At 70.1% G+C, this 24581-nt stretch carries 20 protein-coding genes and 1 tRNA gene; 7 read left to right on the plus strand and 14 right to left on the minus strand.

Annotation, left to right across the window (positions count from 1 at the left end; all coding sequences use genetic code 11):
* Nucleotides 1–85: 85 nt before the first annotated feature.
* Nucleotides 86–1462, minus strand: a complete 1377-nt coding sequence (gene tig, locus HLA95_RS17245; RefSeq protein WP_191059034.1) for a trigger factor — start codon at nt 1460–1462, stop codon at nt 86–88.
* A 79-nt stretch (nt 1463–1541) separates the two neighbouring features.
* Nucleotides 1542–1626 (minus strand) — tRNA-Leu (locus HLA95_RS17250).
* A 185-nt stretch (nt 1627–1811) separates the two neighbouring features.
* Here HLA95_RS17250 and guaA point away from each other — a divergent pair.
* The 3 genes from guaA (at nt 1812) to HLA95_RS17265 (ending at nt 6992) form a co-directional block, all read left to right on the plus strand.
* The gene (gene guaA / locus HLA95_RS17255) at nt 1812–3356 is read left to right on the plus strand and encodes a glutamine-hydrolyzing GMP synthase (protein WP_191059035.1); all 1545 of its coding nucleotides are present in this window, start codon (nt 1812–1814) and stop codon (nt 3354–3356) included.
* Nucleotides 3357–3553: 197 nt separating this feature from the next.
* A complete protein-coding gene (locus tag HLA95_RS17260) occupies nt 3554–6565 on the plus strand; it encodes a GAF domain-containing protein (RefSeq protein ID WP_222183969.1) in 3012 nt (1003 codons plus the stop codon).
* On the plus strand, nt 6558–6992 hold the full coding sequence (locus HLA95_RS17265; RefSeq protein ID WP_222183971.1) for a response regulator: 435 nt from the start codon (nt 6558–6560) through the stop codon (nt 6990–6992). Before HLA95_RS17260 ends, HLA95_RS17265 begins: the two co-directional genes overlap by 8 nt.
* Here the strand turns inward: HLA95_RS17265 and HLA95_RS17270 are convergent.
* Complete coding sequence (locus tag HLA95_RS17270) at nt 6977–7870, minus strand: VOC family protein (RefSeq protein ID WP_222183973.1); 894 nt, start codon at nt 7868–7870, stop codon at nt 6977–6979. The genes HLA95_RS17265 and HLA95_RS17270 overlap by 16 nt on opposite strands.
* Nucleotides 7871–8056: 186 nt before the next feature.
* On the opposite strand from HLA95_RS17270, the gene HLA95_RS17275 reads away from it, so the two are divergent.
* Nucleotides 8057–8419, plus strand: coding sequence for an ArsC family reductase (locus HLA95_RS17275; RefSeq protein WP_191061768.1), 363 nt, complete (start codon nt 8057–8059; stop codon nt 8417–8419).
* A 6-nt stretch (nt 8420–8425) separates the two neighbouring features.
* On the opposite strand, the gene thpR is transcribed toward HLA95_RS17275, so the two are convergent.
* A complete protein-coding gene (thpR, locus tag HLA95_RS17280; RefSeq protein WP_191061769.1) occupies nt 8426–8986 on the minus strand; it encodes an RNA 2',3'-cyclic phosphodiesterase in 561 nt (186 codons plus the stop codon).
* A gap of 149 nt (nt 8987–9135) precedes the next feature.
* Between thpR and HLA95_RS17285 the strand changes: the two genes are divergently transcribed.
* Genes HLA95_RS17285 through der form a run of 3 tightly spaced genes read left to right on the plus strand, consistent with a single transcriptional unit; the run spans nt 9136 to nt 12630 of the window.
* Entirely contained in the window at nt 9136–9789 is a 654-nt protein-coding gene (locus HLA95_RS17285; RefSeq protein WP_222183975.1) for a tetratricopeptide repeat protein, read from the plus strand.
* Nucleotides 9786–11144, plus strand: a complete 1359-nt coding sequence (locus HLA95_RS17290) for an outer membrane protein assembly factor BamB family protein (RefSeq protein WP_191061555.1) — start codon at nt 9786–9788, stop codon at nt 11142–11144. The genes HLA95_RS17285 and HLA95_RS17290 overlap by 4 nt, the downstream gene beginning before the upstream one ends.
* Before the next feature lie 55 nt (nt 11145–11199).
* Nucleotides 11200–12630, plus strand: a complete 1431-nt coding sequence (gene der / locus HLA95_RS17295; RefSeq protein ID WP_191061556.1) for a ribosome biogenesis GTPase Der — start codon at nt 11200–11202, stop codon at nt 12628–12630.
* Here the strand turns inward: der and HLA95_RS17300 are convergent.
* The 10 genes from HLA95_RS17300 to HLA95_RS17345 all read right to left on the minus strand — a co-directional run bounded on the left by HLA95_RS17300 (nt 12627) and on the right by HLA95_RS17345 (nt 24542).
* Nucleotides 12627–13358: an SDR family NAD(P)-dependent oxidoreductase gene (locus tag HLA95_RS17300; protein ID WP_222183977.1), complete on the minus strand. Its 732-nt coding sequence runs from the start codon at nt 13356–13358 to the stop codon at nt 12627–12629. The genes der and HLA95_RS17300 overlap by 4 nt on opposite strands.
* Nucleotides 13355–14839 (minus strand): amidophosphoribosyltransferase, encoded by a 1485-nt coding sequence (gene purF / locus HLA95_RS17305; RefSeq protein WP_191061235.1) that lies wholly within the window; start codon nt 14837–14839, stop codon nt 13355–13357. Before purF ends, HLA95_RS17300 begins: the two co-directional genes overlap by 4 nt.
* An 8-nt stretch (nt 14840–14847) precedes the next feature.
* Nucleotides 14848–15510, minus strand: a complete 663-nt coding sequence (locus tag HLA95_RS17310) for a CvpA family protein (protein ID WP_191061236.1) — start codon at nt 15508–15510, stop codon at nt 14848–14850.
* Complete coding sequence (radA, locus tag HLA95_RS17315; RefSeq protein WP_222183979.1) at nt 15510–16916, minus strand: DNA repair protein RadA; 1407 nt, start codon at nt 16914–16916, stop codon at nt 15510–15512. Before radA ends, HLA95_RS17310 begins: the two co-directional genes overlap by 1 nt.
* Before the next feature lie 34 nt (nt 16917–16950).
* A complete protein-coding gene (locus HLA95_RS17320) occupies nt 16951–17724 on the minus strand; it encodes an ABC transporter ATP-binding protein (RefSeq protein ID WP_191061778.1) in 774 nt (257 codons plus the stop codon).
* The gene (locus tag HLA95_RS17325) at nt 17721–18494 is read right to left on the minus strand and encodes an MlaE family ABC transporter permease (protein ID WP_223861725.1); all 774 of its coding nucleotides are present in this window, start codon (nt 18492–18494) and stop codon (nt 17721–17723) included. The genes HLA95_RS17320 and HLA95_RS17325 overlap by 4 nt, the downstream gene beginning before the upstream one ends.
* Nucleotides 18491–19594, minus strand: a complete 1104-nt coding sequence (gene alr, locus HLA95_RS17330; protein ID WP_222183981.1) for an alanine racemase — start codon at nt 19592–19594, stop codon at nt 18491–18493. Before alr ends, HLA95_RS17325 begins: the two co-directional genes overlap by 4 nt.
* The gene (locus HLA95_RS17335) at nt 19578–21080 is read right to left on the minus strand and encodes a replicative DNA helicase (protein WP_191060324.1); all 1503 of its coding nucleotides are present in this window, start codon (nt 21078–21080) and stop codon (nt 19578–19580) included. Before HLA95_RS17335 ends, alr begins: the two co-directional genes overlap by 17 nt.
* Before the next feature lie 391 nt (nt 21081–21471).
* A complete protein-coding gene (gene lepA, locus HLA95_RS17340) occupies nt 21472–23271 on the minus strand; it encodes a translation elongation factor 4 (RefSeq protein WP_191060323.1) in 1800 nt (599 codons plus the stop codon).
* A gap of 98 nt (nt 23272–23369) precedes the next feature.
* Entirely contained in the window at nt 23370–24542 is a 1173-nt protein-coding gene (locus tag HLA95_RS17345) for an LLM class flavin-dependent oxidoreductase (RefSeq protein ID WP_191060322.1), read from the minus strand.
* Between the last annotated feature and the right edge of the window lie 39 nt (nt 24543–24581).

Here is a 24581-nt window from a genome sequence, read left to right on the forward strand (position 1 = left end):
GCAACGTCCGCGCGAGCACCCTGGCGCTCGCGCGGACGTCTCTCACGTACCGGTAGCCGAGCCCGGCCCGGCCATCAATCCTGGATTAGGAAGAGCGAGTCTCGTCCGCGGCCTCGGCCACGTCCAGCATCTCGTCCTCGTCCTCGTCGACCTCCTTCATCAGCTCCTCGGGCGAGACCTTCTGCGTCTCGACCTTGGCCTTCTCGACGATGAAGTCGACGACCTTGTCCTCGAAGATCGGCGCGCGGAGCTGCTCGAGCGCGGCCGGGTTCTTCTGGTAGAACTCGAACACCTGGCGGGCCTGGCCGGGGAAGCGCTGCGCCTGGGCGATCATCGCCTGCTGCAGCTCCTTGTTCTCGACCTTGACCTCGTTCTTGGTGCCGATGTCGGAGAGCAGCAGGCCCAGGCGCACGCGGCGCTCGGCGATCTTGCGATACTCCTCCTTGGCCTCCTCCTCCGACTTGTTCTCGTCGGCGAAGGTCTGGCCCTGGCGCTGCATCTCGGCAGTGAGCTGGTTCCAGATCGCGTCGAACTCCAGCTCGACCATACCGGGCGGCACCTCGAACGGGTAGCGGTCGGCCAGCACGTCCAGGAGCGCGCGCTTCAGCTTCATGCGGGTGGCGCGGCCATACTCGGCGGCAAAGCGGCCTTCCACCGCCTCCTTGAGCTTATCCACGCTCTCCTGGCCGAGCTTCTTGGCGAACTCGTCGTCGAGCTGGACCAGGCCCGGCTCCTCGATCTTGGTGACCTTGATGTCGAAGGTCGCCGCCTTGCCCTTCAGGTTCTCGGCACCGTAGTCCTCGGGGAAGGTGACCTCGATCACCTTCTCCTCGCCCACCGAGGTGCCGACCAGCTGGTCCTCGAAGCCCGGCACCAGCATGCCCGAGCCGATCACCACCGGCATGTCCTTGCCGGTGCCGCCGTCGAACGCCACGCCGTCGATCTTGCCGGCGAAGTCGATGGTGACCCGGTCGTCCTGCTGCGCCGGGCGCGGCTCGGCCGGCTCCGCGTAGGGGCGGTTCGCCTTGACGATGTCGTCCAGCGCCTTCTGCACGGTCTCGGCCGGGATCTCGGCCTCGTACCGGGTCAGCTCGATCGCCGCCAGGTCGACCTCCGGCGGGGTCGGCAGGTTCTCGACATGGAGCTCGAACTCCAGGTCCTTGCCCTCGTCGAACGAGGTGACCTCGACCTTGGGCTGGAGTGCCGGGCGGAGCTGGTTGTCGGCGATGGCCTTCTTGGAGCCCTCGTCGATGCTCTTTTCCAGGATCTCGCCGGTGACCGAGCGGCCATACTGCTTCTTGAGCAGCGAGACGGGAGCCTTGCCCGGGCGGAAGCCCGGCAGGCGCGCGGTCTTGGCGAGCGCGCTCAGCCGCTCGGCGACCTTCGTCTCGATGTCGGCGGCCGGGACCACCACCTTCAGATGATGCTTCAGACCGTCGGCCGAAACCTGCGTGACCTGCATTGAGCGCCCTCGAAACGACCAATGCCGGCGGCCAGCCCTCGGCCACCGGCTTCCATGGATATTCGCGGCCGGACGGATCTGGTGCGGACGGAGGGACTCGAACCCTCACGAGTTTCCCCACAGGAACCTAAATCCTGCGTGTCTACCAATTCCACCACGTCCGCGCGGTTCGACCCGTCACGGGCGTGCACGCGGATTCCCGCTGCCGGCTGGCCGCGAAGGTGGGGCTCCATAGCAGCGTTCGCCCCGTGGCTCAACCCGCAGGGATAGCGGTCGGGACAACGGGCCGCCGGGCTGCCCCTTTCGTCCGATCCGCGCTAGAAGCCAGCCAGCTTCACCGGGCAAGACCATGACCGACCGCGTACTGATCCTCGATTTCGGCTCCCAGGTGACCCAGCTGATCGCGCGCCGGGTGCGCGAGGCCAGGGTGTACTGCGAGATCCTGCCCTGCACGGCGACCGACCAGCAGGTCCGCGCGTTCGGCGCCGGTGCCGTGATCCTGTCCGGCGGGCCGGCCTCCACCCACGAGGCGCTGAGCCCGAGGGCACCGGACGCGGTGTTCGAGCTGGGCGTGCCGGTGCTCGGCATCTGCTATGGCGAGCAGACCATGGCGGCCCAACTCGGCGGCAAGGTCGAGCCGTCCTCGCACCGCGAGTTCGGCCGGGCCACGATCCGGCTGGAGCGGCCCTCGCCCTTGTTCGATGCCATCCTGGAGCCGGGTGAGACCGCCCAGGTCTGGATGAGCCATGGCGACAAGGTGACGGCCCTGCCCAAGGGCTTCAACATCCTCGCCGTCTCGGACGGCTCGCCGTTCGCCGCGGTCGCCGACGAGGCGCGCCGCTTCTACGGTGTGCAGTTCCACCCCGAGGTCGTCCATACGCCGATCGGCGCCAAGCTCCTGGAGAACTTCGTCTACAAGATCGCCGGCCTGTCCGGCGACTGGTCGATGAGCGCCTACAAGGAGCAGGCGATCGCCCAGATCCGCCGGCAGGTGGGCGAAGGCCGGGTCTTGTGCGGCCTGTCCGGCGGCGTGGACAGCGCGGTGGCGGCACTCCTCCTGCACGAGGCGATCGGCGACCAGCTCACCTGCGTGTTCGTGGATACCGGCCTGCTCCGCCACGGCGAGGCCAAGGAGGTGGTCGACCTGTTCCGGGGCCACTTCAACATCCCGCTGGTGGCCGTCGATGCGGGGCAGGAGTTCCTGGGCAAGCTCGCCGGCGTCACCGACCCCGAGAAGAAGCGCAAGATCATCGGCGCCACCTTCATCGACGTGTTCGACCGCGAGGCCGGCAAGCTGGGCGGCGCGGACTTCCTGGCCCAGGGCACGCTCTACCCGGACGTGATCGAGAGCGTTTCCTTCCGCGGCCCCTCGGTCACCATCAAGTCGCACCACAATGTCGGCGGCCTCCCGGAGCGGATGCGCATGAAGCTGGTGGAGCCGCTCCGCGAGCTGTTCAAGGACGAGGTCCGCGTGCTCGGCCGCGAGCTGGGCCTGCCCGAGATCTTCGTGGGCCGCCACCCCTTCCCCGGGCCGGGCCTGGCCGTGCGCATCCCGGGCGAGATCACGCCGGACGCCGTCGAGACCCTGCAGCAGGCCGACCGGATCTATCTGGAGGAGATCCGGATGGCCGGCCTCTACGACCGGATCTGGCAGGCCTTCGCCGTGCTCCTCCCCGTCCGCACCGTGGGCGTGATGGGCGACGCGCGCACCTATGAGCGGGTCTGCGCGCTGCGCGCCGTCACCTCCGAGGACGGCATGACCGCCGACGTCTTCCTGTTCGAGCCCTCCTTCCTGGCCCGCGTCGCCAACCGGATCGTCAACGAGGTCAAGGGCATCAACCGGGTGGTCTACGACTACACCTCCAAGCCGCCCGGCACGATCGAGTGGGAATGAACGCGAGCGACCAAGCCTGGCAATATTCGCTTTTCGATAGAACTTTTTAGGCAGCCGATCCGTTGTTGGCCTAGGCGAAGTTTCCTGAGCGGTGGCACTGCGCCATCCGTGGGAGGACGGCTGATGGGACCGACTGCCCATGCCATGGGCCTGCCCGGGCGCGGCCGCAGGCAGACCCGCCCGGAGGTGCCGGCACCATGAGCGGCCCGGCCCAGCAGGCGAGCAGCGTCGACGACGTCCTCATCACCGCCGAGCTGGACCGCCGGCCCTCGCGTGCGCCCGACTTCCAGGCGGAAAGCGAAGCCCTGCGCGATCTGGCGGAAGTCATGGCGAACCGGCCGGGCCAGGTCCTGCAGCGCCTGGTGGAGACGGCGCTGCGCCTGACGGGTGCCGGATCGGCCGGGCTCAGCCTGCTGGAAGGTGACGGCCCGTCCGCCGTGTTCCGCTGGATCGCGACCGCCGGTGCCCTCGCCGGCCGGGTGGGCGGCACCATGCCGGGCGACGCCAGCGCGTGCGGCCTGGTCGTCGCGCGCGACGAGGTGCTGTTGCTCGAGGATGGCGGGCGGCTCTTCCCGGCACTGCGGGACGTCGTCCCACCAATCCGGGAGAACCTGCTCGTCCCCTTCCGGGTCGGCGGCAGGCCCATCGGCACGCTCTGGGTGGTGATGCACCGCCCCTCGGCCCGGTTCGGGCGGGAAGATTCCCGCATCCTGCAGAACCTCGCCCGCTTCGCCTCGGCCGCCCACCAGCTCGTGCAGACCCTGGCCGGCACGCAGAGGAGCGAGGAGCTGCGCCGCATCGCGCTGGAAGGCGGGCGCATGGCGGCCTGGCGCTGGGACATGCGCAGCGGCCGGATCCGGGGCGACGCAGTCTTCCAGGTGCTGTGGGACCTGCCGCCCAGCAACGATGGCTGGCCGGTGTCGGTCTTCGCCAGCCGCGCGACCCTGGACGCCCCGCATGTGACGCCTCCGCTGTTCGCCAGGGCGATCGAGCCCGGGGAGGATTTCGACGGCGAGCTCCATGTGGGCGGCGCCACCCCGTCCGGAAGGTGGATCAGGTGGCGCGGCCGGGCGGAACAGGAGCGGCCCTGGATCATCAACGGCGTCAGCTTCGACATCACCGAGCAGCGGCTGACCGAGGACCGGCTGACCCTCCTGCTGCAGCTGAGCGACGCGCTCCGGCCGCTGGCCGACCCGGCCGCGATCCAGGGCGAGGCCGCCCGCATCCTCGCCCGCCACCTGCGCAGCGACCAGGCCTTCTACGCCGACATCGACGGGGAGGCCCGGCTGGTCACGGTGGAGCGCGATCACGCCGCGGGCGAGGCCCAATCCCTGGAAGGGCCCCATCCGTTCGGACGGCTGGGCCCGCTGCTGGAGGCATTGCGGCAAGATCCGCCGGTCGTCACGGGCGGCTCCGCGGCCCTGCCCTCGGCGCCCCCCGCGGACGGCCCCTGGCAGGCATTGCTCGCGCGGTCGCTCGCCTGCGTGCCGATCATCAAGCAGGGCCGACTGGTGGCCGCGATGGGCGTGGCCGACCGGCCGGCCCGACAGTGGCGGCCAGAGGAACTGGCGCTGATCCAGGACGTGGCCGAGCGGGCCCGGGAGGCCCTGGAGCACGCCCGCACCGGGGAGGCGGTCCGGCGCAAGAACGCGGTGCTGGAGGGCATCAACCGGATCTTCCGCGAGGCGCTGGGCACCCGTTCGGAGGAGGAGCTGAGCGAGATCTGCCTGGAAGTCGCCGAGGACATCACCGCGAGCGAGTTCAGCTTCATGGGCGAGGTCGACTTCGCCGCCAACCGGCTGGACGACCTTTCGGTGAGTGCGCGCGGCTGGCAGCGTTTCGCCATGGCAGACCCGCGCTTTGCCAAGGGCAAGGCACCCATCGGGTTCACGATCCACGGCATCTACGGCCGGGTCCTGACCGACGGCCGGGGCCTCATCGCCAACGATCCGGCCAATCATCCGGACCGGATCGGCCTGCCCGAGGGACATCCGCCGTTGCACGCCTTCATGGGCGTGCCGCTGATCCAGGATGGGCGGGTAATCGGCATGATCGGCCTGGCCAACCGCCGAGGTGGCTACCGGCCGGACGATCTGGAGGTCGCCCAGGCGCTGGCACCGGCGATCCTGCAGGCCTTGTGCAACAAGCGCGCCGAGAATGCGCTGCGCGAGAGCGAGCAGCGCTTCAAGCAGTTCGGGGACGCGTCCTCCGACGTCATCTGGATCCGCAACGCCAGGACGCTGCGGCTGGAATATCTGAGCCAGGCCTTCGAGGCGGTCTACGGCCAGCCGCGCAGTGCGCTGCAGGCAGGCACGGTGCGGGACTGGGTGCGGCCGATGCTGGCCGAGGATCGCGGCCGGGTGCTGGCGAACCTCCGGCAGGTCCGCCAGGGCCGGCAGGTCACCCTCGAATACCGGATCCGGCGGCGCTCGGATGGCCAGGCCCGCTGGGTGCGCAGCACCCAGTTCCCGCTCCTGGACGAGGACGGGCAGGTGCAGCGGATCGGCGGGATCAGCGAGGACATCACCGAGCAGAAGGCCACCGCCGACCGGCTGCAGGTCCTGGTCGCCGAGCTGCAGCACCGCACCCGCAACCTCCTGGCCGTGGTCCGCTCGCTGGCCGACAAGACCTTGCGGCGCAGCGCCGACCTGCCCGACTTCCAGGCGCGGTTCCAGGACCGGCTGGCGGCACTCGCCCGGGTGAACGGCCTGCTGTCGCGGCTGGAGGATGGCGGCCGCATCGCCTTCGACGAGCTGCTGCGGGTCGAGCTGACGGCACTCGGCATGCTGGACGGCCAGTCCGACCGGGTCGTGACCGAGGGGCCGCAGGGCGTGGGCCTGCGCTCCAGCACCGTGCAGATCCTGGCGCTGGCCCTGCACGAGCTCGGCACCAACGCGCTCAAGTACGGGGCCCTGTCCGGGGCCGGCGGCCAACTGGAGGTGCGCTGGCGCCTGGAGCGGCAGGACGACGCGCCGCAGCTCGAGGTGCGCTGGGAGGAGCGCGGGGTGGCGATGCCCGAGCCGGGTGCGGCGCCCAGGGGCGGCGGCTACGGGCGGGAGCTGATCGAGCGGGCGCTGCCCTACCAGCTCAACGCCAGGACGGCCTACGAGCTAGGTCCGGACGGCGTGCGCTGCACGATCATGCTGCCGGTATCGGGCACACTGCTGCTGCCCAGCGGTTGTGGCAGGAAGGAGGGCGTCCATGACTGAGGTGACATTGGCGGGCCGGCGCGTGCTGGTCGCCGAGGACGAGTACATGCTGGCCGACGATCTCCGCCAGGCCCTGGAGGATGCAGGTGCGGTCGTGCTGGGCCCGGTCCCCCTGCTGCGGGAGGTGCTGGCCCTGATCGGCGAGCATGCGCAGATCGACGCCGCGGTGCTCGACGTCAATCTGTGCGGCGAGATGGTCTGGCCGGCCGCCGACCTCCTGAGCGAACGGGGCGTCCCCCTGCTCCTGACCACGGGCTACGAGCGCTCGAGCATACCCGGCCGCCATGCCCATGTGACGCGCTGCGAGAAGCCGGCAGCGCCGATGGAGATCGCCCGGGCAGTGGCGCGGGAACTCCAGGCCCGCGCGGCCACGCAGCTACGCACCCCGCCGCCTGCCAGCCCGTCGGATCGTCAGCCTATCGCGTGATGCTGCCGGCCGGCGTCCAGCGGGCCCAGCACCAGCTTCGTGCCCCAGGGGTCGCTCAGGACGATCTGGCCGGGCGTCCCGCCGCCTGCCTGCTCCGCCAGGCGCTCTGCCGCCGCCAGCCGTGCCGGGCCGAGCGCCACCCGCACCTCGGTGAGCCCGGTGGACGGCAGGGCGCGCGGCTCGGCGCCCCGGCTGTTCCAGATGTTGGCGGCGAAGTGATGGTGATAGCCGTCGGCCGAGAAGAACACCGCACCCGGATAGCGGCAGGTGACGTCCAGGCCGAGCCGGCCCGCGTAGATTTCCTCCGCCGCCGGCAGCGCACCCACCTGCAGATGGACATGGCCGACCACGGTGCCATCGGGAGCACCCCGCCAGTCCTGCCCGCCGCCGCTGGCGATCACATCGTCCACGTCCATCCGCTCGGTCGCCATCGCGACCAGCCCGTCCTGCCAGCGCCAGCTCGCGGCCGGCCGGTCGACATAGATCTCGATCCCGTTGCCTTCCGGGTCGTCCAGATAGACGGCCTCGCTCACCAGATGATCGGAAGCACCGCTGAGCCGCACGCCGGTCGCGGCGGCATGGCGCAGCCAGCGGCCGAGATCACCCCGGCCCGGCAGGAGGAAGGCCGTGTGGAACAGGCCGGCCTCCCTGCCCGAGCGCCGGCGCGCGGACCGGTCCTCCCGCAGCTCCAGCAGCACCCGTGAGCCGGCACCCAGCAACGCCGTGCCCGGCTCCTCCCCCATCGGTTCCAGCCCCACCGTCTGCCGGTAGAAGTCGCGCATGGCGACCAGGTCATGCACGGTCAGGACGACCCGCTCGATCGCGAGCGTCGTCCGGCCAGTGGCTAGGGACGAGGCGGCCTGGACGGCGCTGGACATGGGCTGGCTCCGGCAGTTGCTGACCTTCTCCCTGATGAGATGGTTCCGGCCACTGCGGATGATTATCCCGCTTTCACCGGCCGCATGGTTTCCTTTCGGGAACGAATGTCGGCTGGACGAGCTTCTGGTTCGCTGCCAGGGCGGAGCACCGAAGCCCGTTTCGGGCCTGCCTGGAGGAACCGGCCGATGGCCCTGACCATGTACGGCATCAAGAACTGCGACACGGTGCGCAAGGCGCGCGCCTGGCTGGACGAGCACGGCATCGACCATGCGTTCCACGACTACAGGAGCCAGGGTGTCGACCGCGCCGCACTCCTGCGCTGGGTGGACGAGCTGGGCTGGGAAGCCCTGCTCAACCGTGCCGGCACCACCTTCCGCCGGCTGCCGGAGGCCGAGCGGACCGGGCTGGACCGGGGGCGGGCGACGGCGCTGATGCTGGCCCAGCCCTCGATCATCCGGCGCCCGGTCCTGGATTTGGGGGAGCGCCGGCTCGTGGGCTTCCGGCCGGAGACCTATGCCGAGGCGCTGGCCGGGTCCGGCCGGGGCTGACGCCCCTCACACGCGCTCGGCGATCCCCTGCACGAAGTCGTAGGTCGCCTCGGGCGTGTGGATCGCACCGTCCGCACGCAGGAACGAGGAGTAAAGGGTGAAGCCGTTCACGGTGAACGGCTCGGAACGGTACAGGCTCAGTCGCTTGAGGAACGCGCCCAGCCGGTTCTCGGGCAGCGGCCCGCGCAGCCGGGCGATGGTCAGGTGCGGCGCGAACTTGCGCGTTTCCGGGGCGATGCCGAGGCTGGCGAGCTGGCGGTCGACCCGGCGCTTGAGCTGCAGCAGCCCTTCCGAGGGCGCCACCCCGATCCACAGCGTGGTCGGCTCGCCGCGCGGCGGGAAATGGCCGATCCCCTGGAGCTGCAGCTCGAACGGTGCCGCGGTGACGTGCGCCAGCGCCTCGCCGACCTCCTCGAAGGTCGGCTCGTCGACCTCGCCGATGAAGCGCAGCGTGATGTGCAGGTCGTCCGCGTCGGCCCAGCGCACGTCGGGCAGGCCCACGCACAGCCGCTCGACCTGGTCGACCACGTGTTCGGGCAGGTCGAGCGCCACATAAATGCGCGGCATGGTCGGCCGTCCCTCCAGATGCAGGTACCCCGGGTTCTAGAGGATTGCAGCACGCTTGCCAAACGATGGGTCCGACCCTACCAAACCGCAAAAGGTCCGGGCCGGCCGCGTCCGGCGCCAGTCCTGCATCTGCCGGGGGAATCATCACCTTGTCCGACGCGCTGATCCGCGAGGTTCAAGAAGACCTGCAGCGCGACCGCGCCATCGCGTTCGCCAAGCGCTATGGCGGCTGGGTGGTGGGCCTGTTGCTGTTCGTGGTGCTGGGCACCGCGGCCTATGTCGGCTGGCAGAACTGGCAGGCCAAGGTCCGGCAGGACGAATCGGCCAGGCTGTTCGCCGCGATCACCAAGCTCGAAACCGGCCAGACCGAGGCGGCCCTGGCCGACCTGGAAGCGGTCGGCGCGGAAACCTCCGCGGGCGTGGCGGCCCTGGCCCGCTTTCAGGCGGCCCAGGCCGCCGGTGCCGCCGGCAAGGCGGACGAGGCCACGGCCAACCTGGAGCAGGTCGCAGGCTCCGATCTCGACGACGCGATCCTGAAGGAAGCCGCCCGGCTGGCCGTGCTCGGCCGGCAACTGGACGAGGGCGATCCTGCGGAGCTGATCAGCGAGCTGGAGCCGCTCACCGCAGGCGACCGGCCCTTCCGTCACCAGGCCCGCGAGCTGCTGGGCCTCGCCCGGCTGCGCGCCGGCGACACGGCGGGCGCCAAGGCGGCGTTCGACGACGCGCTGAACGACCCGAGCATCCCGATCCGGGCCAAGGCCCGCCTGACCGAGTACCGCGCGGCCCTGGAGTCCGCGGCTTGAGCCTGCCCCGGTCCACCCAGCCCCGCCCGGCTCGCGCCCGCCGGCGCACCCTGCTCGGCTCCGCCCTCCTGCTCGCCACCCTCCTGTCCGGCTGCGGCTGGTGGTCGGAGGACGAGAAGCCCCGCCTGCCGGGCGAGCGCCGACCGGTGCTGCTCCTGGACGAGGGCATCAAGGCCGATCCCAGCCTCGCCAGCCTGGAGATCACCCTGCCGGAGCCGGTACGCAACCGCGACTGGCTGCAGGCCGGCGGCGATCCCAGCCATGCGCTCCACCATCTGGCGGCACCCGCGACGCTGTCGCCCGCCTGGTCGGTCTCGATCGGCACCGGCGCCGGCGACGAGGCGTTCCTGAACCCGCCCGTGGTGGCGGACGGCACGATCTATGCCGTGGACGGCAGCGTCCAGGTCTCGGCCATCGACACGGGCTCCGGCCGGACGCGCTGGAGCGTGACCCCGGCGGACCTGCCCGATGCCGACCGGCTGAACGGCGGCGGCATCGCCTATGGCGGCGGCCGGCTCTACCTCGCCACCACCAAGGGCATCGTCCTGGCGCTGGATGCGGCCAACGGCCAGGAGATCTGGCGCCAGAGCCTGAGCGCCCCGCTGCGCGGCTCGCCGGCCGTGGCCGAGGGCCTGGTGCTGCTGATCAGCGCCGACAACCAGTCCTTCGCGCTGGACGCGCAGAGCGGCGAGCTCGTCTGGCAGCACACCGCGCCCGGCGAGATCGCGGCCACGCTCGGCGGCTCCACCCCCGCGACCAGCCAGGGCATCGTGATCGTGCCCTACTCGTCCGGCGAGGTGAACGCGCTCTCGCTGGAAACCGGCATCCCCATCTGGAGCGAGACCGTGCTCCGGCCGCGCCGCACGCTCGCGATCGCCGCGATCAGCGACATCGACGGCCTGCCGGTGATCGACCGCGACCGGGTGTTCGTGGGCGGCACGGGCGGCGAGGTCGCCGCGTTCAACCTGCAGACCGGCAGCCGGCTGTTCGACCTGACGGTTGCCACGGAGCAGACCCCCTGGCCTGCCGGCGACTTCGTCTACCTGATGAGCGATCGCGGCGAGGTCGTGGCGATGCTGCGCCAGACCGGGCAGGTGCGCTGGGTGACCGGCCTGCCCCGCCAGCGCGAGGACGACACGTCGGGCGACGAGCTGATCAAGTGGCACGGGCCGGTGCTGGCCGGCGGCCGCCTCCTGGCCGGCAGTGCCGATGGCGAACTGGTGGCGCTCTCCCCCTTCGATGGTACGATCGTCCAGCGGATCGAGGTGGGTGCGCCGATCCGCCAGCCGCCGATCGTGGCGGACGGCACTATCTATTTGCTGACCGACGACGGTACGTTGCACGCCTTCCGCTGACAGCCCTTCCGCTTATAGCAAGGCCGCTTCGCGCCGGCAGGACGACGCCAGAACCGTGTTCACCATTGCCATTCTCGGCCGGCCCAATGTCGGCAAGTCCACCCTGTTCAACCGGCTGGTCGGCCGCCGGCAGGCGATCGTCCACGACCAGCCGGGCGTGACCCGCGACCGGCTGGAAGGCCAGGGCCGGATCGGTCACCTGCGCTTTCGGGTGATCGACACGGCCGGCCTGGACGTCGGCCCCGACGACAGCCTGGAAGGCCGCCTGCGCGCCCAGACCCTGGCCGGGCTGGAGGAGGCCGATCTCGGCCTGTTCCTGTTCGACGCCCGCGCCGGCCTGACCCCCCTCGACCACGAGGTCGCCCGGCTCCTGCAGCGCACGAAGAAGCCGATCGTGGTGCTCGCCAACAAGTGCGAGGGCCGTCAGGCCGAGATCGACGCCGCGGAAGCCTGGTCGCTGGGCTTAGGGGAGCCGGTGCCGATCTCGGCCGAGCATGGCGAGGGCATGGCCGACCTCTTCCAGGTGATCCGGGCGCGCCTGCCCGAGGAAGCGGACGAGGAGGAGCCGGAGGATACGGCCCCGGCCCCGAAGGAGCCGGTCCTGCCGGAGCCGGCCGGAGCGTCGGCCGAATTGCCGCTCGAATCCGCGACAGGACCGGAGCTGGGTGCCGGCAAGCCGGTCAAGCTCGTGGTGATCGGCAGGCCCAATGTCGGCAAGTCCTCGCTGATCAACCGGCTGGTCGGCGACGAGCGGATGCTGACCGGGCCGGAGCCGGGCCTCACCCGCGACTCGGTGGCGCTGCCGATCACCCATCAGGGCCGCTCGTTCGAGCTGATCGACACGGCGGGGCTCAGGCGCAAGGCCAGGGTCGAGCAGCGGCTGGAGCGGATCTCGGTCTCCGCCACCGTCCAGGCCCTCAAGTTCGCCCATGCCGCGGTGCTGGTGGTGGACGCCACCCAGCCTTTGGAGGTGCAGGACCTGACCATCGCCGACCTCGTCCTGCGCGAGGGCCGGGCCCTGGTGGTCGCGATCAACAAGTGGGACCTGATCGAGACGCCGAAGGAAGCGCTCCAGGCGATCCGCGAGCGTCTGGAGGACAAGCTGGCCCAGGCACCCGGCCTCGAGCTGGTCACCATCTCGGCGCGTACCGGCCAGGGCGTGCCGAAACTCCTGCCGACCGTGCTCAAGACGGTGCAGCGCTGGAACCGGCGGATCACCACGGCCAAGCTGAACCGCTGGCTCCAGGACGCGCTGGCCGAGCACCAGCCGCCCCAGGTGGGCGGGCGGCGGCTCAAGATCCGCTTCATCACCCAGACCGCCAGCCGGCCGCCGACCTTCGTCCTGTTCCAGAACCTGGACCCGGCCGACGTGCCGGACCACTATCTGCGCTATCTGTCCAACAGCCTGCGCCGCGCGCTGGACCTGCCGGGCGTGCCACTGCGCCTGCACGCGCGGCGCGGCGAGAACCCTTACGCCCGCGACTAGGGCGTGTTCTGGGGCTGAAGCCGCTCCACCTCGCCCGGCGGCAAGGGCGGGCGGCTGAGGGTCGCCAGCAGGCGCTCGGCGATCTCGGCCGCGGAGGGCAAGGGCGTGCTGGAGCCGCCCGGATAGCGGCGGATCTCCGTCCGCGTCCCGGCGACCCGGCCCGGATCGATCAGGCTGATCCCCACCGTGCTCCGGCGCAGTTCCGCAGCCCAGGCGCTGACCAGCGCTTCCAACCCGGCCTTGGCCGCGGCCGCCATCCCGAAGAAGGCCGGCGCCCGCTCCGCGATGTCGCAGGTCAGGAACAGGGCCCGCCCGGCCGGTGCAGCGCGCAGCAGGGCTTCGAAGGAGCGGATCAGGTGCTGGGCCGCCACCACCTCGACCGCCAGCACCTTCTGCAACTCGCCAGGATCGATGTGCGAGGCGGGCGTCAGCGTGCCGGGCTCGCCCGCGGCATGGACCAGCAGGTCGATCCGGCCAAAGCGCTGGAACAGCATCCCGCCCAGCGCGTCGACATGCTCGCGGCGGGTCAGGTCCACCGGCGCCAGCACCGCCTCTTCCCGGCCGAGGGAGCGGATCTCGTCGTCCAGCTCCTCCAGGGCGCCGCGAGTGCGGCCGACGATCACGACCTTGCCGCCCAGCCCTGCCGCAGCCCGCGCCACCGCGGCGCCGATCCCGCGCGAGGCCCCGGTGACGACCACGATCTGCCCGGAAAGGTCGACCGAGCTCACGCGACCGGCTCCGCCACCGGCTGGGTGGCAGGCGTGGCGTGCAGGGCCTCCCCTTCGCCACGGTTCACCGCGTCGCGCAAGGGCGTCGGATAGTCGCCGGTAAAGCAGGCGTCACAGAATTGCGGGGTGGTCCGGTCGCGTCCGGGCTCGCCGGCCGCCCGGTAGAGCCCGTCGATCGACAGGAAGGCCAGGCTGTCCACGCCGATCAGCTTGGCCATCTCGGCCACGTCGTAGCGCGCCGCCAGGAGCTTGCCCCGCTCGGGCGTATCGACCCCGTAGAAGCAGGAATGGGTGGTGGGCGGGCTGGCGATGCGCATGTGCACCTCGCTCGCCCCCGCCGCGCGCATCATCTCGACGATCTTGGTCGAGGTGGTGCCGCGCACGATGGAGTCGTCGACCAGCACCACCCGCTTGCCCTCGATCAGCGAACGGTTGGCGTTGTGCTTCAGCTTCACGCCCAGATGGCGGATGTGGTCGGTGGGTTCGATGAAGGTCCGGCCGACATAATGGTTGCGGATGATGCCGAGCTCGAACGGGATGCCGCTGGCCTGGGCAAAACCCAGCGCCGAGGGCACGCCGCTGTCCGGCACCGGCACCACCAGGTCGGCCTCGACCGGGCTCTCCTTGGCCAGCTCCTCGCCGATCCGCTTGCGCACCTCGTAGACGCCGCGCTTCTCCAGGACCGAATCCGGCCGAGCGAAATAGACATATTCGAAGACGCAGAAGCGCTGCGGCTGCTCGCGGAACGGATGGAGCGAGCGCGGGCCCTGATCGTCGATGATGACAATCTCGCCCGGATCGATGTCGCGGACCAGCTCCGCGCCCATGATGTCCAGCGCCACGGTCTCGGACGCCAGCACCCAGGCACTGCCGAGCTTGCCCAGCACCAGCGGCCGGATGCCCAGCGGGTCGCGCACGCCGATCAGCGCATCGGCCGAGAGTGCCACGAGCGACCAGGCGCCCTCGATCTGGAACAGCGCGTCGGTCATCCGCTCGACCACGTCCTGGCGGTGCGAGCGGGCAATCAGATGGACCAGCACCTCCGTGTCCGAGGTCGACTGGAACAGGGAGCCGTCGTTCACCAGCCGCTTCTTCAGCGCCATGGCGTTGGTGAGGTTGCCGTTATGCGCGATAGCGAGGCCGCCGAACGCATAGTCGGCGAACAGCGGCTGGACGTTGCGCAGCTCCGACGCACCGGTGGTCGAGTAGCGGACATGGCCCACCGCCGCCTGGCCCGGCAGCGCCTCGATTACCGAGCGCTTGCTGAAATCGTCGTCCACCAGGCCGATCGCCCGGTGGCTGAGGAAGCGGCCGCCGTCCAGGCTGACGATGCCGGCGGCTTCCTGGCCGCGATGCTGCAGGGCATGGAGCCCCAGTGCCGTGACCGCCGCGGCATCGGCATGGCCCCAGACGCCGAAGCAGCCGCACTCCTCGTGCAGCTTGTCGTCGTCGAACGGCAGGGCTCGTTCGGGCAAGGACATGGGCCTACTCACTCGCTTTCCTGCTGCTCGACCAGCCGCTCCATCGCCGACCGTGAGGCAGCGCCGTAACCTTGCTCGGCGGTCGCACCGGACGGCTGCCCGTCCAGGAGGCGACGCGGGTCGGCCAGATCCTGCATGGTCCCGGCCCCCTTTTCGAGCGCATCCAAGCTTCGTTCCGCGAACTCCGCGGGCAGCATGCCGTCCAGCACCAGCGCCGCGATCTGCACCTCGGGCAGGAGCCAGGCGTTCTTGACCCAGATCGGATGGTCCTCGATCGGCACGAGGCGAACGGCGACCAGATAGACCACCGCCACCACCAGCACGCCGCGGAAGACGCCGAACACCAGGCCCAGCAGCCGGTCGATCCCGGACAAGGCACTCTCGTCGACGCCTCTCACCAGCATCGACGCCACGAGCTTGTAAATGATGAGCGGAACCAGAAACACAAGGACCGCCGTGATCGCGTCGACCACCAGGCTCTGCGCCACCGCCCCGGCCACGATCTCGTGCACCGGCGTCCACAGCCAGATCGCGGTCAGCACCGCACCGCCCCAGGTGAGCAGCGTCATCAATTCACGCACGAAGCCGCGAGCGAGCGCCAGCACTGCCGACACCAGCACGATCGCGATCACGCCCAGGTCGAACGCGGTCAGTTCGGGAAGGCTGCCCATCAATCCACTCCGGTCCGGACCCGCGGCCGCCGTCCCGGCGCGGCTGCGGGCGAGAACATCGCCACCAGATCCCCCACCCGCCGGATCGGCGTCACCGCGACCGGGGTGGCCTTCCCGGCAGCACCAGGCGGCGCCACCACTTCGGTGAAGCCGAGCTTGGCCGCTTCCCGGATGCGCAGCTCGCTCTGGGTGACGCTGCGCACCTCGCCGCCCAGACCCACCTCGCCGAAGAACACCGCCTTCTCCGGCCCGGCACGGTCCAGGAGCGAGCCGATCAAGGCCGCCGCCACCGCCATGTCGGCGGCCGGCTCGACGATCCGCAGGCCGCCGGCGACGTTCAGGTACACGTCGCGCCCGGACAGCTCCAGGCCGCAGCGCGCCTCCAGCACCGCCAGCAGCATCGCCAGCCGGTTATTGTCCCAGCCGACCACGGCGCGCCTGGGGCTGCCCGCCGCCACGTTGCCGACCAGCGCCTGGATCTCCAGCAGGACCGGGCGGCTGCCCTCGATCCCGGCATAGACCGCGGAGCCGGCCAGCCCTTCCTCGCGCTCGGACAGGAACAAAGCCGAGGGGTTGGTGACCGGCACCAGGCCCGCCTCCTGCATCTCGAACACGCCGATCTCGTTGGCCGGGCCGAACCGGTTCTTGACCGCGCGCAGGATGCGGAACTGGTGGCCGCGCTCGCCTTCGAAATAGAGCACGGTGTCGACCATGTGCTCCAGGACACGGGGTCCCGCGATCTGCCCCTCCTTGGTGACGTGCCCCACCAGCAGCACCGCCGTCTGCCGGGTCTTGGCGAAGCGGATCAGGGCGTCGGTCGAGGCGCGCAACTGGGTCACCGTGCCCGGCGCCTGGTCGAACCCCTGGGTGAACATGGTCTGGATCGAATCGACGATCAGCAGGTCGGGTGCGGGCCCGGCCGAGAGCGTCGTCAGGATGTCGGCCACCGCGTTCTCGGCAGCGAGCTCCATCGTGCTGTCGGCCAGGCCCAGGCGATGGGCGCGCAGCCGCACCTGGTCGATCGACTCCTCGCCGGTGACATAGACCACGCGCTTGCCGCTTCGGGCCAGCCCGGCGCCGGCCTGCAGCACCAGGGTCGACTTGCCAATCCCGGGATCGCCGCCGATCAAGAGGGCGGAAGCCGGCACCAGCCCGCCGCCCAGCGCCCGGTCGAGCTCGTCGATGCCCGAACCGATCCGGGGCGGGGCGCTGGCGGCGCCACTCAGCCCCACCAGCTCCACCCGGCGGCCGCGCGTGCGCGTGGCGGCGGCACTGCCGGTACCCTTGGGCTGGACGGTCTCCTCGACGAAGCTGTCCCACGCCCCGCAATCGTCGCAGCGGCCGTGCCAGCGCGACGTCACTGCCCCGCAGGACTGGCAGACGAAGCGGCGTTCCATGCGTGCCATCAGGCTCCTCGCCGCAAGCGTGAACAGGCCGGGCTCAGCGGGTCCCCACCGTGATCGGCCCCTCGGCGCGGCCGTGGATGAACTGGTCGACGAAGTCGTTGCCCGACCGGTCCAGCTCCTCGACCGGCCCGAACCAGATCACCCTGCCCTCGTAGAGCATGGCGACATAGTCGGCGATCTTGCGCACCGACGCCATGTCGTGGGTGATCGAGAGGGCCGTGGCCCCCATCGCCCGGGTGAGCGAGCGGATCAGGTTGTTGATGACGTCCGCCATGATCGGGTCCAGGCCCGTGGTCGGCTCGTCGAAGAACAGGATCTCCGGCTGGAGTGCTACCGCCCGGGCGAGGCCCACGCGCTTCTGCATGCCGCCCGACAGCTCCGCCGGCATCAGGTCGGCGACATCCGCCGCCAGGCCCACCTTCTCCAGGTTCTCGACCGCGATCCGTCTGGCCTCGTCCCGCCCGATCTTGCGCCGTGCCCGCACGCCGAAGCTGACATTCTCCCAGACCGGCAGCGAATCGAACAGGGCGCCACCCTGGAACAGCATGCCGACCTTGTGGCGGATCCCCTCGAGATCGCCGCCCGAGGCACCCACGACCTCGCTGCCGTCGACCCTGATCGAGCCCCCGTCCCCCTGGAGGATCCCCAGGATGCATTTCAGCAGGACCGACTTGCCGGTGCCCGAGCCGCCGATCACCACGACCGAGCTGCCGGCCGGCACGTCCAGGTCCACGCCCCGCAGCACGTGCTTGCGGCCGAAGGATTTGTGCAGGCCGCGGATCGCGATCTTGGCGGGAGCTTCGGTCATCGGCTGAAGAAGATCTCGGTCAGGATGTAGTCGAACACCAGGATCATGATGGAGGCGGTCACCACCGCGCGGGTGGTGGCCGCACCCACGCCCTGCGCGCCGCCGCGGCTCTGGTAACCGTTCCAGCAGCCCATGAGCGTCACGATGAAGCCGAACACCGCCGCCTTCACCAGGCCCACCACGACGTCCTGCGTTTCCAGATATTGCAGGGTCTGGTCGATATAGGTGTAGGGGCTGAAGCCCAGCTTGGTGGTGCCGACCACGAAGCCACCGAACACGCCGATGATGTCGGCGACCAGCACCAGGAGCGGCAGCATCAGCGTGCCGCCCAGCAGGCGCGGGAAGATCAGGTAGCGGTGCGGATCGGTCGAAAGCGTGGTGAGCGCGTCGATCTGCTCGGTGACCCGCATGGTGCCGAGCTCGGCGGCCATCGCGGCACCCACCCGGCCCGCCACCATCAGCCCGGCCAGCACCGGGCCCAGCTCGCGGGTGAGCGACACCACCACGATGGTCGCGACCGCCGATTCCGCCTCGAAGCGGGCAAAGCCGGTATAGGACTGGAGCGCCAGCACCATGCCGGTGAAGATCGCGGTGAGCCCCACCACCGGCAGCGAGTAATAGCCGATGTCGATCATCTGGCGCAGGATCTGGGCCGGATACCAGGGGCCGGCCAGGCCGCGGCCGATCGAGACCAGCGCAAAGGTGGCGATCGCCCCGATCTGCTGGCAGAAGTCGAGCAGTCCGGCACCGATCCGGCGCAGCGGGTTCAAGCGGTGCCTCCGATGTAACGACGTTCGATCCGTGGCCCCAGCCGCACCAGCAGCTCATAGGGGATGGTGCCGGCCGCCTCGGCATAGCGCTCCACCGCACCGGGTCCGCCCAGCACCTCGACCTGCGTGCCGGGCCGGACTCGGCCGCCCAGCGCCGTCACATCGATCGTGACGAGATCCATCGAGATGCGGCCCACGACCGGCACGTCCACTCCCGCCACGTTCACGGAAACCTTGCCGCCGGCGGCACGCAGGAGGCCGTCGGCATAGCCGATCGGCAGGGTCGCGATGCGCATGCCCCTGCTGACGGCATGGGTGGCACCGTAGCCCACCGCGCCCGGGGCCTCAACCTCATGGACCTGGATCACCGAAGTGACGAGCCGGACCACCGGCCGCAGATCGATCGGCGAGTCCGCCACCGGCTGGGCGCCGTACAGGGCGATGCCCGGCCGCACCATGTCGAAGCGGAACCGCTTGCCCAGCAGCACGCCCGACGAGGCGGCGAGGCTCGCCGGTGCCGGCGGCAGCAATGCCCGGCGCTCCTCGAACGCCTGGAGCTGCGCCTCGTTGAGCGGATGGGCAGGCTCGTCGGCCACGCCCAGATGGCTCATCACTAGGACCAGCTCGATCCCCGCAAGATCGATGTCGAGCAGGTCGGCCCGATCGAAGCCCAGCCGGTGCATGCCGGTGTCGAGCTGGATCGCGGCCGGCAGCTTCCGGCCGAGCCGGCCCGCCAGCGCCCGCCAGTGGGCGAGCTGCGAAGGATCGTTCAGCGCCGGCAGGATCCGCGCCTCGGCCAGCTCGCGCTCCGCCCCCCTGCCCGGCCCACCCAGCAGGAAGATCCGTGCCTCCGCCTGGGTCCGGCGCAGGGCCAGCGCCTCTTCCGTCGTGGCGACGAAGAAGGTCCGGCAACCGTCCGCGGCCAGCGCCGCCGCCACCTGGGCCGCGCCCAGCCCGTAGCCGTCGGCCTTGAGCACGCCCGCGACCTCGGCACCCGGGGCCAGCCGCATCATCAGCCGCCAGTTCTGGACGATCGCGTCCAGGTCGACCTCGAGCACCGGCCGGTCCCGGTTGGCCGGACCGTCAGTAGGGTGGGGCATCGCTGTAGTCGACCAGCTCGGGATTGCGGAAGCGGCCGAAGCTCGCGTCAAACTGCAAGGTCACGCTGCCGATCGGCCCATGGCGCTGCTTGGCGATGATCACGTCGGCCTTGTTGGCGCTCTCCTGGAACCGCTCCGCCCAGGCATTGTAGCGCTCGTTGAACTTCTCGCGGGTCTCCTCGGGGCGCTGCTTGGGCTCCGCGCGCGACAGATAATATTCGTCGCGATAGACGAACATCACCACGTCGGCATCCTGTTCGATCGAACCGGATTCGCGCAGGTCCGAGAGCATCGGCCGCTTGTCCTCGCGCTGCTCGACCGCACGCGAGAGCTGCGAGAGCGCCAGAACGGGGATATTCAGCTCCTTGGCGATGGCCTTGAGCCCCTGGGTGATCTCGCTGACCTCCTGGACCCGGTTGGCCTGGGACGCGGCACTGCCGCGCAGGAGCTGGAGATAGTCGACCACCAGGAGCGACAGGCCGTAGCGGCGCTTGAGCCGCCGGGCCCGGGTGCGCACCGCCTGGATGCTCAGCGCCGGCGTGTCGTCGATATAGAGCGGCCGGCGCGCCAGCTCCTGGCTCGCCACCACGAGGCGCTTCCAGGCATCCTCGTCGAGCATGCCCCGGCGCAGTTCGTCCGACGGGATCCGCGATTCCGCCGACAGGAGCCGGGTGGCCAGCTGCTCGGCCGACATTTCCAGCGAGAACACGCCCACCGGGTAGAGCTTGCTCTCGTCCTCGTCGTCCATGGGCGTCGAGGCGGAATTGGCGGCGATGGTGACCGCCAGCGCCGTCTTGCCCATGGAGGGCCGGCCGGCCAGGATCAGGAGATCGGAGGGCTGCAGCCCGCCCAGCTTCTCGTCCAGCCCCTGCAAGCCGGTGGGCACGCCGGTGACCCGCCCGGCCTTCTTGAAGGCGGCCTGGACCAGGTCGACCGCCGCAGTGATGACGTTGGTGAAGGTACGAAACCCGCCTTCCGCCGCCCCGGCCTCCGCCAAGCGGAACAGCTTCTGCTCCGCTTCCTCGATCTGCTCGCGGCCAGAGGCCATCTCGGCCTTGTCGTGGGCGCGGTTGACCACCTCGCTGCCGACATCGATCAGGCCGCGCTTGAGGGCGAGGTCATGGATCTGCTCGGCATAGTGGCCGACATCGACCACCGCCTCGGCGGCGCGCGCGAGCTTGGCGAGGTATTTGGCCCCCTCCATGCCCTTGAGCGCCTCGTCGTCCTCGAACAGGAGCTTGAGGGTCACCGGGTCGGCCAGGAGGCCGCGCTCGATCCGCTGCTGGCAGATCGTCCAGATCCTGGCGTGGACCGGCTCGTAGAAATGCTCGGCGGTCAGGAACTCCGCGGCGCGATGGAACGCCTCGTTGTCCACCAGGATGCCGCCCAGCACCGCCTGCTCCGCTTCCAGATTGTGCGGGCGAACGCGGAAACCGGCCGACGCCTCTTCGGACGCCGAGGCCTTCATGTCGGCTAGGCTGCTCATGGGGCACCCCTGTACCAGCCGCCGCCCGGCCGGGCGAGCCCAGGCCGGCGACACCGCCGCACGAACTTGGCGGCCGGCGGCCATTTCATGATAGACTGATCGTTCGACCGAGCGGACCTGCGACGAGGCTGGGGACGAATCATGCCGGGCATTTTTGCACGAACGAACCCGAGAACGACAAAAAACGTAGCCACATCAACGACTTGATCAGCGCCACCGTTGCGCGGGAATGACCAGCGAATGCCGCACCCCATGTCATCCCCCGCGCAGGCGGGGGATCAACCGTGGACGATTCCCGACAGTGGATCCCCCGCATCCGCGGGGGATGACAAGGTGGCGGTCGCGGCGGTTCGAAGGGCCACGCCCGCCACTCAACCGAAGGCTCCCGCCCTCAGCCTTCCATCTTCAGCGCCGCCAGGAAGGCCGCCTGCGGGATCTCGACCTTGCCGATCGAGCGCATCCGCTTCTTGCCGGCCTTCTGCTTCTCCAGCAGCTTGCGCTTGCGGGTGATGTCGCCGCCATAGCAGCCGGCGATCACGTCCTTGCGGAACGGCTTGATCGTCTCGCGGGCGATGATCTTGGCGCCGATCGCGGCCTGGATCGCGATCTGGATGTTCTGCCGCGGGATCAGCTCCTTCAGCCGTTCGCACAACGCCCGACCGCGGTTCTCCGCCGCCGAGCGGTGGACGATCAGCGCCAGGCTGTCGACCGGGTCGCCGTTGATCAGGATCGACAGCTTGACCAGGTCGCTCTGCTCGTACTCGCCGAGCTGGTAGTCGAAGCTGGCATAGCCGCGGCTCAGCGACTTCAGCCGGTCGTAGAAGTCGTAGACCACCTCGCCCAGCGGCAGGTTGTAGACCACCATCGCCCGGTTGCCGACATAGGTCAGCTCGATCTGCCGGCCGCGCTTCTCCGAGCAGAGCGACAGGATCGCCCCCAGATACTCGTCCGGCACCAGAATGGTCGCCTTGATCCAGGGCTCCTGGATGAAGTCGATCTTGGTGCTGTCCGGATAGTCCGCCGGATTGTGCATCTCGTGGATGGTGCCGTCGGTCATGTGCACCTTGTAGATGACCGAGGGGGCGGTGACGATCAGGTCGAGGTCGAACTCGCGATCCAGCCGCTCCTGCACGATCTCCAGGTGCAGCAGGCCGAGGAAGCCGCAGCGGAAGCCCGGCCCCAGCGCCAGGGACTGCTCGGGCTCATAGGCGAAGCTGGCGTCGTTCAGGCGCAGCTTGGCCAGGCTCTCGCGCAGATTGCCGAACTCGGCCGTGTCGGTCGGGAACATCGAGCACCAGACCACCGGCTGGGATGGCCGGAAGCCCGGCAACGGTTCAGGTGCCGGCCGCCGCTCCTCGGTGATGGTGTCGCCCACCTGGGCATCCGCCAGCTCCTTGATGCCGGCGGTGAGGAAACCCACCTCGCCCGGCCCCAGCGAGCCCACCTCGACCTTCTTGGGCGTGAACACGCCCACCCGGTCGACCGGGTGCACCGCCCGGGTGCCCATCATCTGGATGCGGGAGCCCTTGGTGATGGTGCCCTCGCGGATCCGGATCAGCACGACCACGCCGAGATAGGGGTCGTACCAGCTGTCCACGACCAGCGCGCGCAGCGGTGCCTCCGGGTCGCCCACCGGCGGCGGGACCTGGCGGACCACCGCCTCCAGCACCTCGTCCACGCCCTGGCCGGTCTTGGCCGAGATCATCAGCGCCTCGGAGGCGTCCAGGCCGATGATGTCCTCGATCTGCGCCTTGACCCGGTCGGGCTCGGAGGCCGGCAGGTCGACCTTGTTGAGGACCGGGACCAGCTCCAGGTCGGCATCGATCGCCTGGTAGGCATTGGCGAGCGTCTGCGCCTCGACCCCCTGGGTGGCGTCCACCAGCAGGATCGCCCCCTCGCAGGCCCGCATCGAGCGCGACACTTCGTAGGAGAAGTCCACGTGGCCGGGCGTGTCGATCAGGTTGAAGATATAGTCGTGGCCATCCTTCGCCCGGTAGGCGAGCCGGACGGTCTGCGCCTTGATCGTGATGCCGCGCTCGCGCTCGATGTCCATGCTGTCCAGCACCTGGCTGGTCATCTGGCGCGCGTCGAGCCCGCCGCACATCTCGATGAAGCGGTCGGCGAGCGTGGACTTGCCGTGGTCGATATGCGCGACGATGGCGAAGTTGCGGATACGGGCGAGGTCGGTCATGGCAGCCTGGTTGGGTCGCGGCAGGTGCTATCTGCACGGACCCGCACCAGAATCCAAGCCCCGGGCACGCATGCCCGGGGATAGGAGGCTGTGACCGATCAGCCGCGGCCGCTGCGCTCCGCCTCGTATTTGGCCTTCATCGCCTCCACCGCCTGCTGCTGCTGGCCGGCCAGGTCGCCGCGCACCGCGCGCGCCCGCTCGGTGGCTTCCATCGTCGGCCGGTAGTGGCCCTGGAAGTGCGGCATCACGCTGCGCGCGATCAGCTCGAAGCTGCGCTTGGTGGCATCCGGGTCGGCCCACTCATGGGCCAGCATCAGATAGGCCCCGAAGCCGCCATTGGACTGCCGGTCCAGCCGCTCGATCTGGGCTGCCACCATCTCGGGCGTGCCGATCACGCCGATGCCCGACTGGTTCACGAACTCGGTCATCTCGTGCGGGTCGTTGCCGTCCACCACCATCTGCGGGAAGGCCGCCACCGACTGGAAGTAGCGGAACCACTGCTCGATGCCGTAGCGCACCTCGGCATAGGCCTGCTCCACCGTGGGCGCGCAATGGACCGGCCCGACCAGGCGCCACTTCGAGCGGTCGACGCTGGTGCCGTAGTGCTTGGCCTGCTCCTCCATCACGTTCCAGTGCAGGGCCAGCGCGTCGAAGCCCGCCGCCATCGTGGCACCCACCGCGAGCAGGCCTACGCCATGCCGGCCGGCCAGCCTGGGGCCGGATGGCGAGGCGGCAGCGGCCACGCAGATGTCGAACAGCGGCTCGGAATAGGGCCGCAGGTGCAGCCGGGCCTCGCGCAGATCCCAGCGCTCGTTCTTGAAGGTGACCGGCTCCTCGCTGGTGAGAAGCTGCATGATGATCGTGAAGCTCTCCTCCAGGAGCCGGCGGGTGTCCGACTGCTGGATGCCGATCATCTGCGCATCGGTCGGAAGCGCCCCCGGCCCGGCACCGAACATCACCCGCCCGCGGCTCAAATGGTCGAGCATCACGATCCGCTCGGCCACCCAGAGCGGGTTGTGGTAGGACAGGCTGATCACGCCGGTGCCCAGCTTGATGTGCCGGGTGCGCTCGATCGCCGAGGCGATGAAGATCTCCGGCGACGCGATCAGCTCGCTGCCGGCCGAATGGTGCTCGCCGATCCAGGCCTCGTCATAGCCCAGCCGGTCCAGGTGCTCGACCAGCTCCAGGTCGCGCTGGAGCGCCAGCGTCGGGTTGGTGCCGGGCGCATGGAACGGCGCCATGAACATGCCGAAGCGCAGCCTCTTGGCCATCTCGTCTTCCCTGATCGTCGGGAGCCGGATGTCCCTGCA

The organism is Geminicoccus harenae, from assembly GCF_019800005.1.
Taxonomy (GTDB): Bacteria; Pseudomonadota; Alphaproteobacteria; order Geminicoccales; family Geminicoccaceae; genus Geminicoccus; species Geminicoccus harenae.

Bases quoted from the DNA above. Each gene is read 5' to 3' on its own strand.
- radA (WP_222183979.1), bottom strand. From the start codon at position 16,916: ATGGCACGCATGGAACGCCGCTTCGTCTGCCAGTCCTGCGGGGCAGTG.
- HLA95_RS17275 (WP_191061768.1), top strand. From the start codon at position 8,057: ATGGCCCTGACCATGTACGGCATCAAGAACTGCGACACGGTGCGCAAG.
- alr (WP_222183981.1), bottom strand. From the start codon at position 19,594: ATGCCCCACCCTACTGACGGTCCGGCCAACCGGGACCGGCCGGTGCTC.
- HLA95_RS17270 (WP_222183973.1), bottom strand. From the start codon at position 7,870: ATGTCCAGCGCCGTCCAGGCCGCCTCGTCCCTAGCCACTGGCCGGACG.
- thpR (WP_191061769.1), bottom strand. From the start codon at position 8,986: ATGCCGCGCATTTATGTGGCGCTCGACCTGCCCGAACACGTGGTCGAC.
- tig (WP_191059034.1), bottom strand. From the start codon at position 1,462: ATGCAGGTCACGCAGGTTTCGGCCGACGGTCTGAAGCATCATCTGAAG.
- HLA95_RS17335 (WP_191060324.1), bottom strand. From the start codon at position 21,080: ATGAGCAGCCTAGCCGACATGAAGGCCTCGGCGTCCGAAGAGGCGTCG.
- HLA95_RS17260 (WP_222183969.1), top strand. From the start codon at position 3,554: ATGAGCGGCCCGGCCCAGCAGGCGAGCAGCGTCGACGACGTCCTCATC.
- lepA (WP_191060323.1), bottom strand. From the start codon at position 23,271: ATGACCGACCTCGCCCGTATCCGCAACTTCGCCATCGTCGCGCATATC.
- guaA (WP_191059035.1), top strand. From the start codon at position 1,812: ATGACCGACCGCGTACTGATCCTCGATTTCGGCTCCCAGGTGACCCAG.
- HLA95_RS17310 (WP_191061236.1), bottom strand. From the start codon at position 15,510: ATGGGCAGCCTTCCCGAACTGACCGCGTTCGACCTGGGCGTGATCGCG.
- HLA95_RS17265 (WP_222183971.1), top strand. From the start codon at position 6,558: ATGACTGAGGTGACATTGGCGGGCCGGCGCGTGCTGGTCGCCGAGGAC.
- HLA95_RS17345 (WP_191060322.1), bottom strand. From the start codon at position 24,542: ATGGCCAAGAGGCTGCGCTTCGGCATGTTCATGGCGCCGTTCCATGCG.
- HLA95_RS17320 (WP_191061778.1), bottom strand. From the start codon at position 17,724: ATGACCGAAGCTCCCGCCAAGATCGCGATCCGCGGCCTGCACAAATCC.
- purF (WP_191061235.1), bottom strand. From the start codon at position 14,839: ATGTCCTTGCCCGAACGAGCCCTGCCGTTCGACGACGACAAGCTGCAC.